General features: G+C 56.3%; 13 protein-coding genes. 5 read left to right on the top strand and 8 right to left on the bottom strand.

Features of this window, described 5'->3' with window-relative positions:
* Window positions 1-93: 93 nt before the first annotated feature.
* The 3 genes from nirD to tsgA form a co-directional block, all read right to left on the bottom strand.
* Complete coding sequence (nirD, locus tag ACOTX7_RS07430; protein WP_006812221.1) at window positions 94-420, bottom strand: nitrite reductase small subunit NirD; 327 nt, start codon at window positions 418-420, stop codon at window positions 94-96.
* Window positions 417-2,960: a nitrite reductase large subunit NirB gene (gene nirB, locus ACOTX7_RS07435; protein ID WP_047353770.1), complete on the bottom strand. Its 2,544-nt coding sequence runs from the start codon at window positions 2,958-2,960 to the stop codon at window positions 417-419. Before nirB ends, nirD begins: the two co-directional genes overlap by 4 nt.
* 260 nt (window positions 2,961-3,220) lie before the next feature.
* Entirely contained in the window at window positions 3,221-4,405 is a 1,185-nt protein-coding gene (gene tsgA, locus ACOTX7_RS07440) for an MFS transporter TsgA (RefSeq protein ID WP_221256556.1), read from the bottom strand.
* Window positions 4,406-4,683: 278 nt separating this feature from the next.
* Here tsgA and ppiA point away from each other — a divergent pair, with 278 nt between their 5' ends.
* The 4 genes from ppiA (at window position 4,684) to argD (ending at window position 7,850) form a co-directional block, all read left to right on the top strand.
* Complete coding sequence (gene ppiA, locus ACOTX7_RS07445) at window positions 4,684-5,256, top strand: peptidylprolyl isomerase A (RefSeq protein ID WP_000920483.1); 573 nt, start codon at window positions 4,684-4,686, stop codon at window positions 5,254-5,256.
* A gap of 107 nt (window positions 5,257-5,363) precedes the next feature.
* Window positions 5,364-5,948: a putative adenosine monophosphate-protein transferase Fic gene (locus ACOTX7_RS07450; protein WP_221256555.1), complete on the top strand. Its 585-nt coding sequence runs from the start codon at window positions 5,364-5,366 to the stop codon at window positions 5,946-5,948.
* Window positions 5,949-5,978: 30 nt separating this feature from the next.
* Window positions 5,979-6,542 (top strand): aminodeoxychorismate synthase component 2, encoded by a 564-nt coding sequence (gene pabA, locus ACOTX7_RS07455; protein WP_047353773.1) that lies wholly within the window; start codon window positions 5,979-5,981, stop codon window positions 6,540-6,542.
* Between the two features lie 87 nt (window positions 6,543-6,629).
* Window positions 6,630-7,850 (top strand): bifunctional acetylornithine/succinyldiaminopimelate transaminase, encoded by a 1,221-nt coding sequence (argD, locus tag ACOTX7_RS07460; RefSeq protein WP_221256553.1) that lies wholly within the window; start codon window positions 6,630-6,632, stop codon window positions 7,848-7,850.
* Here the strand turns inward: argD and ACOTX7_RS07465 are convergent.
* Both ACOTX7_RS07465 and crp read right to left on the bottom strand, forming a co-directional pair.
* Window positions 7,847-9,934: a YccS/YhfK family putative transporter gene (locus ACOTX7_RS07465; RefSeq protein ID WP_221257180.1), complete on the bottom strand. Its 2,088-nt coding sequence runs from the start codon at window positions 9,932-9,934 to the stop codon at window positions 7,847-7,849. The genes argD and ACOTX7_RS07465 overlap by 4 nt on opposite strands.
* A gap of 57 nt (window positions 9,935-9,991) precedes the next feature.
* Entirely contained in the window at window positions 9,992-10,624 is a 633-nt protein-coding gene (gene crp, locus ACOTX7_RS07470) for a cAMP-activated global transcriptional regulator CRP (RefSeq protein WP_000242758.1), read from the bottom strand.
* A 310-nt stretch (window positions 10,625-10,934) separates the two neighbouring features.
* On the opposite strand from crp, the gene ACOTX7_RS07475 reads away from it, so the two are divergent.
* Complete coding sequence (locus ACOTX7_RS07475) at window positions 10,935-11,339, top strand: OsmC family protein (protein ID WP_047353775.1); 405 nt, start codon at window positions 10,935-10,937, stop codon at window positions 11,337-11,339.
* Between the two features lie 86 nt (window positions 11,340-11,425).
* On the opposite strand, the gene ACOTX7_RS07480 is transcribed toward ACOTX7_RS07475, so the two are convergent.
* Genes ACOTX7_RS07480 through ACOTX7_RS07490 form a run of 3 tightly spaced genes read right to left on the bottom strand, consistent with a single transcriptional unit; the run spans window position 11,426 to window position 13,563 of the window.
* Window positions 11,426-12,295, bottom strand: coding sequence for a phosphoribulokinase (locus ACOTX7_RS07480; protein ID WP_003861663.1), 870 nt, complete (start codon window positions 12,293-12,295; stop codon window positions 11,426-11,428).
* A gap of 30 nt (window positions 12,296-12,325) precedes the next feature.
* Entirely contained in the window at window positions 12,326-12,544 is a 219-nt protein-coding gene (locus tag ACOTX7_RS07485; RefSeq protein ID WP_003861664.1) for a YheU family protein, read from the bottom strand.
* Window positions 12,541-13,563, bottom strand: a complete 1,023-nt coding sequence (locus ACOTX7_RS07490; protein ID WP_221256552.1) for a hydrolase — start codon at window positions 13,561-13,563, stop codon at window positions 12,541-12,543. Before ACOTX7_RS07490 ends, ACOTX7_RS07485 begins: the two co-directional genes overlap by 4 nt.
* Window position 13,564 lies beyond the last annotated feature (1 nt).

A 13,564-nucleotide genomic window follows, 5' to 3' on the forward strand; every position in this document is an offset into this window, starting at 1 on the left:
TCAGGATAACAGCAGGAATCGTACAGAACATACGGTTTTTCCTGCCGTTACCCATAAGGGGTCATAAGCCTTTCCTATTGAAAAGGCGAGGGGTTACGCTTTCAGCTGCACCTCGCCGTCCTTCACGCGGACGTCGTAGTGTTTGACCGAGACGCTTTCATCTTCCATGCAGCGTCCGTCGGTTAAGCGGAAGCGCTGCTTTTTCAGCGGGCTGGCAACCCACAGTTCGCCCTGGTGCTCCGCAATCAGACCGCGGGAGAGCACGCTGGCCTCGAAGAACGGGTCGATATTGCTGATGGCAAAGACCTGTTCATCGTGGCGCGGGCGGAAAATCGCCACCTGCTCGTTACCCAGCAGAGCACAGACGCCGGTTGCTGGCAGAATGTCGTTAATATTGCAGATGTTTACCCACTGGCTCATGCGTTTTCCTCCACCAGCATCACCGGAATACGTTCATACGGGGTCGCTGGACGATGCTGTTCGCGCTCCGGCACCACCTGCACGTTCGGGTCGCGCTGGGTGCTGTTGATAAAGTGTTTGAAGCGAGTCTGCGCCGCTGGCGTGTTCACGGTTTCGGTCCACTCGCAGATCACCGCCTCGCGCAGGCGAGCCATTTCGGATTCCAGCTGTTCATTCAGACCCAGCTTGTCGTCGATAATGACCGACTTCAGGTAGTCGATGCCGCCTTCAAGGTTATCCAGCCAGGACGCGGTACGGGTCAGCTTATCGGCGGTACGAATGTAGAACATCATGAAGCGGTCGAGGTATTTGATCAGCGTATCGCGATCGAGATCGGCGGCCAGCAGGTCGGCATGGCGAGGTTTCATCCCGCCGTTACCGCACACGTACAGGTTCCAGCCTTTCTCGGTGGCAATGATACCCACGTCTTTACCCTGTGCTTCTGCACATTCACGGGTACACCCTGAGACGCCGAACTTCATTTTGTGCGGCGTACGGATGCCTTTGTAGCGGTTTTCCAGCTCTACGCCGAAGCCCACGCTGTCGCCTACGCCGTAGCGGCACCAGGTGCTGCCCACGCAGGTTTTCGCCATACGCAGCGCTTTGGCGTACGCGTGACCGGTTTCGAAGCCCGCTTCAATCAGCTGACGCCAGATCTCCGGCAGGTCATCTTTCTGCGCACCAAACAGGCCGATACGCTGGGAGCCGGTGATTTTGGTGTACAGGTTAAACTCACGGGCGATACGGCCTACGGCGACCAGCCCTTCCGGGGTAATTTCCCCCCCGGCAGAACGCGGGATCACCGAGTAAGTCCCGTCTTTCTGAATATTGGCCAGGAAGTTATCGTTGGTGTCCTGAAGCGGCGTGTGTTCTGGTTTGAGCACATATTCGTTCCAGCAGGACGCCAGCAGGGAACCGACCGTCGGTTTACAGACTTCACAGCCGTAGCCCTGGCCGTGTTTCTCCAGCAGTTCGTCGAAGGACTTAATGCCTTCCACGCGGATCAGGTGATAAAGCTCCTGGCGAGAGTAAGCGAAGTGCTCGCACAGGTTGTTGTTCACTTCGATGCCCTGTTTCGCCAGCTCGGCGTTCAGCACCTGAGTAACCAGCGGAATGCAGCCGCCACAGCCGGTCCCGGCTTTGGTTTCCGCCTTCAACGCCGCAACGGTGTGACAGCCTTTGTTGATGGCGGAGATCAGCATGCCTTTGGTCACGTCGAAGCAGGAGCAAATCTGTGCGCTGTCCGGCAGTTTATCCACGCCGATAGACGGTTTACCGCTGGAGGCATGCGCTGGCAGGATCAGCGCGTCCGGGTTTTCCGGCAGCTCGATGGCGTTCAGCACCAGCTGGAGCAGGTTACCAAAGTCGCTGGTATCGCCCACCAGCACCGCCCCGAGCAGGGTTTTGTTGTCCTGGCTGACGATAAGACGTTTGTAGACTTCTTTGCTTTCGTCCAGATAAACATAGCTGCGGGAGTTCGGGGTGCGGCCATGCGCATCGCCAATACCGCCCACGTCCACACCCAGCAGCTTCAGCTTGGCGCTCATGTCTGCGCCGGTGAAGGCGTTTTCGCTGCCGAGGATATGGTCAACGGCGACCTGCGCCATTTTGTATCCTGGTGCAACCAGACCGTATACGCGGTTGTTCCAGCTGGCGCATTCGCCGATGGCGTAGATATCCGGATCGGAGGTCTGGCAGGTGTCGTTAATCATGATCCCGCCGCGCTGCGCAACGGCCAGTCCGCACTGGGTGGCCAGCTTGTCGCGCGGGCGAATGCCGGTGGAGAAGACGATGAAGTCCACTTCCAGCTCGCTGCCGTCGGCAAAGCGCATGGTTTTACGCGCTTCGGTACCTTCCTGCACGATCTCTTTGGTGTTCTTGCTGGTGTGAACCTTCACGCCCATGCTTTCGATTTTACGGCGAAGCTGGTCGCCACCCATGTGGTCCAGCTGTTCAGCCATCAGCATCGGGGCAAATTCGATGACGTGGGTTTCAACGCCGAGGTTTTTCAGCGCGCCTGCCGCTTCCAGACCCAGCAGACCACCGCCGACAACCGCGCCGCGTTTGCTTCGACGTGCGCAGGATTCAATGGCGTTAAGGTCTTCAATGGTACGGTAAACGAAGCAATCCTGGGTTTCCGAACCTTTAATAGGCGGGATCCACGGGTACGAGCCAGTCGCCATGATCAGCTTGTCGTAAAAAACCGTACGTCCGGCGCTGGAGTGGATCACTTTCTCCTGACGGTTGATGGTGATAGCGCGTTCGCCCACCAGCACTTTCACGCCATGCTTCTCGTAGAACCCTTCACGCACCAGAGAGAGTTCTTCGGCGGTGTGGTGGGAGAAGTAGGAAGACAGGTGCACACGGTCGTACGCCTTGCGGGGTTCTTCACAGAACACGGTAATATCGAACTGGTTAGCATCGGCTTTATCGAGAAGATCCTCAATAAAGCGGTGGCCGACCATGCCGTTACCGATGATAGCGAGTCTGACTTTGCTCATTTTTGCCTCGATTTCTTTTCTATTACTGCCTACCTTAACGATTCAGCAGGGGCACTTATTGATGCAAATCAAATACGCCTTCACCTACCCCTTAGTGGGTATATCTATGATTTGTCAGGATTTTTATAAGTGGCGGATATTGTTCGATTTTTGTGCTTGCTTGTTTTTTGCACAAATTTTGTGGGGTTTTTGCGAATCGACGGGCAGGGCGGAGGAGCGGGGTAAAAACCCCTTTGTACCAGACAAAGGGGTTACGGCGATTAGTGGGTAGCCGTTGCCGGATTGTGCTGACGGTGACGGGTTACAAAGCCCAGCACGAAGCACATGATGAACACCACGGCGTACAGACCGTTAGCGGTATGCAGCGCCGCCAGCGGGCCGCTGTGCGCAACAATCGGGCCGGTGACCACGAAGGTCAGCATGGTGCCGATGGTGCCGCAGGTCAGCACGAAGTTCACCAGCTTTGGCGAGGCCACTTTGGTCTGGAGAGAGCCAAGGGTGATGATTGAGGTATAGATCGCGCTGGAGAAGAAGCCCAGGGTCAAAATGAACCACGGCATATGTTCCGGGGAACCGTTGATGAACAGATACATCAGTACGGTTGCCAGACCCGCCAGGACGGTCAGAATACGTTGCAGGTCGAAGAAGCGCAGGATAAAGCTAAACGCCCACATGCCGAACATGTAAGACATCCAGAAATCGCTCACCAGTTTACCCGCGTCGTTCAGGCTCATGCCCAGACCTTTTGCGTATTCCGGCACCCAGGAGATAAAGCCCAGCTGGCCGAGGATGTAACACAGCGCGGCGATGGAGAGGAACAGCACGCCGATACCCCATTTTTCTTTCGCGACCGCCTCGGACGTAGTCTGCGCTTTTTTGCCGAGCACCGGGAACTCACAGCCGAAGGTCAGAATGAAGATCGCGACATAAACCAGACCAATACAGGCATACACCCAGTACCACTCAATGCTGCGCGCCAGAAGATACGCGGCGACCATCGGGAAAATCATCCCGGCCATGCTGAAGAAGGAGTCGGTGAACAGCAGACGCGCGCCGCGCTGGCGGCCTTCATACATATGGGTGATCAGGAACGTACCGATCGACATGGTGATCCCGCTCACCAGGCCCAGCACGAACATAGCGGCAGAGAAAAGGGCGATGCTGTGGCTCAACATCAGGCCCGCCACGGCGGCGACCATTAGCACGAAGCCGAAGCGTAGCTGGGTTTTCAGCGGTACGATTTCCATCAGCCAGGCATTCAGGAAAATAGAGATCAGGATCCCCGCGTTCAGGAAGGTGAAGGTGTTACTCATGCTGGAAACGGGCAGCTGGAAATACTCTGCGATATTTCCCATCACCATCCCGGTGACGATCACCAACGCGCCGGTCAGGGCGTAAGAGAAGAAGCTGATCCATGTGAGCTTGATGCGATTGCTGTTAGTCATGTCTGGCCTGTTAAAAGTAAGGAAAAACGCAATGACTGCGTTTGAGCGGGCAGATTTTAGTCGCGAAAGTGATCTAATTAAATCTTTTCGGAAACATTTGAGCACAATTGCAGGTTTTAACGTGATGTAGATCACATTACGTTGCGGGGTGAACAATCGTTTGCGCGGTAATAATTGTTTCAAATTGGTAAAATTAGGTAAAAGACTGGTCTGGGTTCATACTGCTCTTTAGAATCAAGCCATTCGCTTTTTATACTGCGCTTTGTTAAGGAATTCTCATGCTCAAATCAACACTGGCGGCTGTCGCAGCTGTGTTTGCTCTTTCTGCCGTTTCCCCTGCTGCGCTGGCAGCCAAAGGAGACCCCCACGTCCTGCTGACTACCTCTGCGGGGAATATTGAGCTGGAGCTGGATAGCCAGAAAGCCCCTGTTTCGGTGAAAAACTTCCTCGACTACGTGAACAGTGGTTTTTATAACAACACCACGTTCCACCGCGTGATCCCGGGCTTTATGATTCAGGGTGGCGGTTTTAACGAGCAGATGCAGCAGAAACAGCCTAACCCGCCCATCAAAAACGAAGCGGATAACGGCCTGCTGAACAAGCGCGGCACCATCTCCATGGCGCGTACGGCGGATAAAGACAGCGCCACCAGCCAGTTCTTCCTCAACGTGGCTGATAACGCCTTCCTGGACCACGGCCAGCGCGACTTTGGCTACGCGGTGTTCGGCAAAGTGGTGAAAGGTATGGACGTGGCGGATAAGATCTCTCAGGTTCAGACGCACGACGTCGGTCCATACCAGAATGTGCCATCTAAGCCAGTGGTCATTCTCTCTGCGAAAGTGCTGCCGTAATCGTTCCCTCACACGGGCATATCTTGCCCGTGTCTTTCCGCCCTCCCGGCGAAAGCGCGTTTTGCTGCTTATACTTGTGGCAAACGGACTATTCAGGGAGGCGTTAAGTGAAAAAACTCACCGACAAGCAAAAATCCCGTCTCTGGGAACAACAACGTAACGTCAATTTTCAGGCCAGTTTCCTCCTTGAAAAAGGCAAGGGCCCCGCTAAACCCGACATCGAGACGCTAGAACTGGGGCCTTCGGCACCGGGTTTACCCCATCTGTGCCTTATTCACCGCCATTTATTCCGCAACGAAATGAAAGGGGCTGGCGAGCTGCGTACCGCCGATATTTCCAAGGGTGATATTCCTTTTTGCCATTTCGAGTACATCGAGAAGGTGGGAAATGAGCTGATGGCGGCGCTGGAAAGTGATAAATATCTGGTTGGCCTTGAGAAAGAGGAATTCACAGACAGAATCAGTCATTACTACTGTGAAATCAACATGCTACATCCGTTCATGAGCGGTAATGGCGTGGCCCAACGGATCTTCTTTGAACAACTGGCAATCCATGCGGGGTACGTGCTGAACTGGCAGGGTATCGATCCGGACGACTGGGCATCCGCCAACCAGAGCGGGGCGATGGGGGATTTGACCGCTCTGAACGCCATCTTTGCCAAAGTGGTGAGCGAAGCGCGGGAATCTGCGTAAAATAGGGCGGCCATTTTTTCAGGAGCCGCCATGATTCTGCTGATTGATAACTACGATTCCTTTACCTGGAACCTTTACCAGTATTTTTGTGAGCTGGGGGCAGAGGTGGTTGTCCGCCGTAACGATGAAATCGCGCTGGCTGACATTGACGCGCTGGCACCCCAGAAGATCGTGATTTCGCCGGGGCCGTGTACCCCGTCGGAGTCCGGTATCTCGCTGGAGGCGATCCGCCACTACGCGGGCAGGGTGCCGATTCTGGGCGTCTGCCTGGGCCATCAGGCCATTGCGCAGGTCTTTGGCGCGACCATTGTCCGTGCCGCGAAAGTCATGCACGGCAAAACCTCACCGGTCACGCACACCGGTACGGGCGTGTTCTCGGGGCTGAACAACCCGTTAACCGTGACGCGCTACCATTCGCTGGTGATTGATCCGCCGACCCTGCCGTCATGCTTTGAGGTTACCGCCTGGAGCGAGACGCAGGAGATCATGGGCATTCGTCACCGGGAGTACGATCTGGAAGGCGTGCAGTTCCACCCGGAAAGCATTCTCAGCGAACAGGGGCACGCGCTGCTGGCCAATTTCCTTAATCGCTGAATATCTGTTGCTTTGCTGTGATTTTTTATGCATATTTTGTGATTATATTTTCACAATAACTGTGACATAAAAATGGATGGTCATGACATGGCAACTGAACAACCAGCAATTACCCGCGCGACATTCGATGAAGTGATCCTGCCGATTTATGCACCGGCTGAGTTTATCCCGGTGAAGGGGAGAGGCAGCCGCGTCTGGGATCAGCAGGGCAACGAGTATGTTGATTTCGCGGGCGGTATTGCGGTGACGGCGCTGGGCCATTGCCATCCTGCGCTGGTGGACGCGCTGAAAACGCAGGGCGAAACCCTGTGGCACACCAGCAACGTGTTCACCAACGAACCGGCGCTGCGTCTGGGGCGTAAGATCATTGATGCCACCTTCGCCGAACGCGTGCTGTTTATGAACTCCGGCACCGAAGCCAACGAAACCGCCTTTAAGCTGGCGCGTTACTACGCAACCACGCGTCATAGCCCGTACAAAACCAAAATCATCGCTTTCCATAACGCCTTCCACGGTCGCTCCTTCTTTACCGTTTCCGTTGGCGGCCAGCCGAAGTATTCCGACGGCTTTGGTCCGAAACCTGCGGATATCATCCACGTGCCGTTTAACGATCTGCATGCCGTGAAAGCGGTAATGGACGACCACACCTGCGCGGTAGTGGTGGAGCCGATTCAGGGCGAAGGCGGCGTCACGGCGGCCACCCCAGAATTTCTGCAAGGGCTGCGCGAACTGTGCGACGAGCACCAGGCGCTGCTGGTGTTTGATGAAGTGCAGTGTGGGATGGGGCGTACCGGGGATCTGTTCGCTTATATGCACTACGGCGTCACGCCGGATATTCTGACCAGCGCGAAAGCGCTCGGCGGCGGTTTCCCGGTCAGCGCGGTACTCACCACCCAGGATATCGCTTCCGCATTCCACGTTGGCTCACACGGCTCCACCTACGGCGGTAATCCGCTGGCGTGCGCCGTGGCGGGTGCGGCGTTCGACATCATTAATACGCCGGATGTTCTGAATGGCGTGAATGCGAAACGCGACCTGTTTGTGAAACATCTCCAGCATATTGACGAGCAGTTTGATGTCTTCAGTGAGATCCGCGGGATGGGGCTGCTGATCGGCGCTGAACTGAAGCCGCAGTACAAAGGCCGCGCACGTGATTTTCTGCACGCTGCCGCACATGAAGGGGTGATGGTGTTGAATGCCGGGCCGGACGTGATGCGTTTTGCACCGTCGCTGGTGGTGGAAGACAAAGACATCGAAGACGGGTTAGCCCGTTTTGCCGCGGCGGTCGCGAAGATCGTCAGCGGCTAATACGCGGTGCGTTTTAACCGGCGCGTTAACCAAATCCCATGATGCGGGCGCTGACGCCATGCCACCGATGAAATGGTGTGCATGGTGTTCAGATGCCCCAGCACGCGCTGTAAATGCTGCTCCAGGGTGCTCATCGGCCCGTGGGTCAGCGTCTCCGGCGCTTCCAGAATGTTCGAATCCCCCGACTCGCCCGGCGCGTCATACTCCAGACGCTGCTGACAGCGCTGCAACGCAATTTCACACGACTGCAAATAGCGCTGCGCCAGATCCGGCGTCAGCATCGTGTGCTCGCGCGCCAGCGTGGTCATGGCGTTAATATGCTCGACGATGAACTGGCTGTGCGTGACCCACAGTTTCATATCCGCCAGGTAGTGCGCGTTAAAGCCCGGCTCCTGCATGGCCTGGTTAAGGGAGTTGAACAGGGCGTTATGCGCCTGGTTGACCTTCATGCGCTCGTAAGCCAGCGGAGAAGGCTGCGGGTCATCGCTCAGGATAAGACGTATGGCCTGCTGGTCGGCTTCCAGCGCATCGTGGGCGTTCTGCCTCAGCAACCCGCTTTGCCACTGCGGCCACAGCCAGACCATGCCGCCAAAGGCGATCAGGCAGCCAATCAGCGTATCGACCAGCCGGGCAATAATAAATTGTTCCCCGTTAAGCGTGAGCAGTTGTAGGGTATATACCGCCGTCACCGTAAAGCCCACCATCGCCCAGCCGTAGTTTTTGCGGATGATCAGGTAACTCACCAGCGTGATCGCCAGCATACCGGCCAGGGTATAGCCCTCCGGCACATGGAAGTGCAGCGTCACGCCCGCGATAATCAGCCCCGCCATCGTCCCGCCCGCCCGATGCAGAATGCGTACCCGCGTGGCGCCATAGCCGTTCTGGGTAACAAACAGCACGGTCATTAAGATCCAGTAGGGTTTCGGCAGGTGCAGGGCCACTCCCATCAGGCTGGCGATGCTCAGCATCACACTGATGCGCGCGGCGTTGCGCAGGGCGGAAGACTTCAGTGAAAGATAGCTTTTGAGGGCGGGCAGCAGCGGCAGCCGTTTTTGCTTATCGGCCATCAGGTCCCGGGCATAAAGCGGGCGCTGGGTGCGCAACACCCGGGCGATGCGGCTGAAATGCCAGGCGGCAAACTGCCCGACCGGGTTATCCGCGTGCTGACGCGCAATCTTTTCCAGCGCGCCGAGCTGTTTGTCCATGTTAAAGCGCGTCGGGTAGCGGTGATAGAGGATATCGTCAGCCAGCACCCGCAGGCGCGCCGCGACGGTCTGCGCGTTCCAGCGGATCACCGCTTCCGCATGGCTGCGCTCCACCAGCTTTTGCACCTCTTCCGGATTATGAAGGCTGACGGAGATATGCTCCTGCAAATCCAGCCCGACTTGGAAGGTACGCAGCAGCCGCTTGTATTCATGATTTTTGTTGGCGGCAAGCATGTGCAACTGCTGATAGCACTGGCTGATGAGATCCACCACTTTTTGCTGACGCGCCAGCAGCGGCGGCAGGGATTTTTCCGGGTCGGTATGTTGAGTGAGCAGGGTGTATTTTGCTTCGCAGTATTCAGCAAGCTGCACGTAGAGCAGGCTCAGGGATTCGCGCAGCGGCTGTTCCCGCCACAGCCAGAACCAGAACCAGTTAAACAGGCCGTACCATAATGTCCCCAGGGCGTAGATCAGTAGCGGCTCCCACACCGGCATATTGCCCGCAAGGCTTAAGGTGAAGATGGCGGCAATCAGCGACGCGGGAAGCAGGCGGGCGTGCAGCGAGCTGATTTCCGCGGTGACGCCGAGCGTCATCGCCAGCACGGTCAGGATCAGCGGCAGCGGGATATCACGAGCCAGCAAAAGCTGTACGGCAAGGCTACAGCCCGCAAACAGGCAGCCGCCGATAATCAGACGTTTAAAAAAGCGTTTATGCGGCGTATCCAGACCGGCAATGTTGCAGCAGGCGGGGACGAGGGAAAACAGCAGGCCTTGCTGAAGATGTCCGAGGATCAGGCCCACGGCCACGGGAAGACACAACACCAGCGTTTGTCGCAGTGCGTAGTTAACTTCCGGGTGATAGATCAGCCTGCGCCACATGGGGAGTAGAGACAAAAACGGCGTGCCACCCTGCGGCGGCACGCCGTTTGACCACAATTAACGGGTTCCGTAAACCACGATAGTTTTACCGTGGGCAGAGATCAGGTTCTGATCTTCCAGCATCTTCAGGATACGGCCCACTGTTTCACGGGAGCAGCCGACGATCTGACCGATTTCCTGGCGGGTAATTTTAATTTGCATGCCGTCAGGGTGGGTCATGGCGTCTGGCTGTTTCGCCAGGTTCAACAGCGTCTGCGCAATACGACCGGTCACGTCCAGGAAGGCGAGGTTACCCACCTTCTCAGAGGTCACTTGCAGACGGCGTGCCATCTGGGAAGAAAGACGCATCAGGATGTCAGGGTTGACCTGAATCAGCTGACGGAATTTCTTGTAAGAAATTTCAGCCACTTCACATGCTGTTTTTGCACGAACCCAGGCGCTACGTTCCTGGCCTTCTTCAAACAGGCCCAGTTCACCGATAAAATCGCCCTGGTTCAGATAAGAAAGGATCATCTCTTTCCCTTCTTCATCTTTGATCAGCACGGCCACCGAGCCTTTAACGATGTAATACAACGTTTCCGCCTTTTCACCCTGGTGAATCAGCGTGCTCTTTGATGGGTACTTATGAATGTGGCAATGAGACAAGAACCATTCGAGAGTCGGGTCTGTTTGCGGTTTGCCAAGCACCATGCGCTGTTATCCTCTGTTATAAGCTGTCACCAGAGTCATAAGATGCATCCGGACTCTGGGGTTGCAATCGAATTCTTACCCATACCTGGGAAGTCGGCTGTCGTAACGTTTCGCAGCCAGTAAAGTTTGATGTCCTCTGCATACATGTGTAACGTCAATGTATTACTGTAGCATCCAGAGTGTTTTAGCATAGCTTTCGCCGCGTGTCTCCTGGTGTCTCGCTTCAGCATGACGCAGGTCGCCTTCCGTTGCGAGAAATGTAACGTACACGTAATCTGTCATAAAAAATGCAACGTTGGAGTGAGTGAATATGCAAGCGCGTGTGAAATGGGTTGAAGGGTTAACGTTCCTGGGCGAGTCTGCTTCCGGGCACCAGGTTTTGATGGATGGCAACTCCGGTGATAAAGCGCCAAGCCCAATGGAAATGGTGCTGATGGCGGCAGGGGGATGCAGTGCGATCGACGTGGTGTCGATCCTGCAAAAAGGCCGTCATGACGTGACCGGTTGTGAAGTGAAGCTGACGTCGGAACGTCGCGAAGAGGCGCCACGCCTGTTTACCCATATCAATCTGCACTTTATCGTCACCGGCAAAGCGCTGAAGGACGCGGCGGTGTCACGCGCGGTAGATCTCTCTGCGGAGAAGTACTGCTCTGTGGCGTTGATGCTGGAAAAAGCGGTAAACATCACCCATTCGTATGAAGTGATCGAGGCGTAATCTTTTGGCGGGTGGCGCTTCGCTGACCCGCCCTACAACTGCACGCCCGTAGGCCCGGTAAGCGCAGCGCCATCCGGCAACAGGCGTCACGCGATCTGCTTTCCTTCCATCAGCCGCTGCACCAGCGGTGTCATAATCAGCTCCATCGCCAGCCCCATTTTTCCGCCCGGCACCACTAACGTATTCATGTGCGAAATAAACGAACCCTGTAGCATCGCCAGCAGCCAGGGGTAATCAATGCCTTCCAGGTTGCGGAAGTGGATCACCACAAAGCTCTCGTCCAGCGACGGGATGCTTTTTGCGGCGAACGGGTTGGAGGTGTCCACGGTGGGGACGCGCTGGAAGTTAATGTGGGTGCGGGAGAACTGTGGCGTCAGGAAGTTGATGTAGTCTTCCATGGAGCGCACAACCGAGTCCATGACCGCCTCGCGCGAATGGCCGCGCTCGCTCATGTCACGCGTCAGCTTCTGGATCCACTCAAGGTTAACGATCGGCACCACCCCCACCAGCAAATCCACATGGCGCGCCACGTCGTGCTGAGGCGTCACCACGCCGCCGTGCAATCCTTCGTAAAACAGCACGTCAGTCGGTTCCGGCAGCGGTTGCCAGGGCGTGAATGTGCCGGGAACCTGGTTCCAGGGCACGGCTTCATCGTAGGTGTGCAGATACTTGCGGGACTGCCCGGTGCCGCTCTGCCCGTATTCGCGGAAGGTTTGCTCCAGCAGGCCGAAGTCATTCGCCTCCGGGCCGAAGTAGCTGATGTGTTTACCCAGATCGCGCGCCTTGCGGATGGCCATATCCATCTCCGGGCGCGTGTAGCGGTGAAAGCTGTCGCCCTCTACCTCTGCCGCCCGTAAGTTAAGCTGGGCGAAGATCTTGCGGAAGGCGAGGCTGGTGGTAGTGGTACCCGCCCCACTCGAACCCGTAACGGCAATAACCGGATGTCTGGCAGACATAGCAACTCCCTGACTGGAAAAGTGTAAAGATCAGCCATGAAACGCGTTGCGGGGCATGATATTGACCGTCTCATGCAGTTCGGACCATACCAGCACCACGTCGCCGCTTTTAAGCTGGCGCTTAACATCGTTGACCTTTTGTTCAAGCGAACGTTCATGTTCACCATAATCGGTGCCTTCGCGCAAGACAAAGCTTTCAATCAGATTATCGAGCGTTTCGGGAGAGAGATCCTGCCAGGGAATAATCATTTTTTACCGTCCAGATAAGCCGTTAACCAGTCGGGAATACGCGTCTCAAGCCACATTTTTGGCCGACGCAGCGTGCCGCCAACAAAGCCGACGTGTCCGCCGAACTGGGTGAGCTGATACTCCACGTTGGCCGGCAGATGTTCGGGCGCGGGGATCGAGTGATGATCCATAAACGGGTCATCTTTGGCGTGGATAATCAGCGTAGGTTTCGTGATTTGATTCAGTAAAGGCATGGCGCTGCACTGACGGTAATAGTCAATCGCATCGGCAAAGCCGTGAATTTTCGAGGTGATCAAATCATCAAACTCGCGCAGGCGCTTCACGCGTTTGAGCTGTTGCAGCGTCACAGGCAGCGTATCGGGATAGGCCTTCAGCTTGCGCGCGGCGTTGGCTTTCAGCAGGTTGAGCAGGTAACGCTGGTAGATCCGCGAAAACCCCTTTTCCATATGATAGCTGCACTGCTCCAGCATAAACGGCGCAGAGACGATCACCGCCGCCTCCAGCGGTACGGCGTCGCTCTCCTTCGCCAGCAGGCAGGCCAGCATATTGCCGCCCAGCGAATACCCCACCGCTGCCGTTGGCACCTCGCCAAAACGGTCTCTCAGCCAGCGCAGGAACCAGGTGCCGTCCTCGGTTTCACCCGAGTGATAAATGCGTTTCTGACGATTAGGTTCGCCGCTGCATCCGCGAAAATGCATCACTACCCCAAGCCAGCCGCGGGCTTTCGCCGCCTCGATGAGACCGTGTGCGTAAGGGCTGTGCAGGCTGCCTTCCAGACCGTGAAAGACCACCAGACGGGGTTTATGTCTGGCCCGATCCGGATCTTCGCTCCAGGCGAGATCCAAAAAGTCACCATCCGGCAAATCCAGGCGTTGCCAGTGTGGGGTGAACTGTACCTTGCGGCGGATCAGGCGCGGCAGCATGGTTTGCAGGTGAGGGTTAGCCACACCGCGCATGGGCACGAACTCTGCGCTCTCTTCGGCTGCAATGTCGAAGTCTGAGGGAATGATTTGGGTCATA

It is taken from the genome of Enterobacter cloacae complex sp. IR5418 (genome assembly GCF_049238105.1).
Lineage (GTDB): Bacteria > Pseudomonadota > Gammaproteobacteria > Enterobacterales > Enterobacteriaceae > Enterobacter > Enterobacter hormaechei.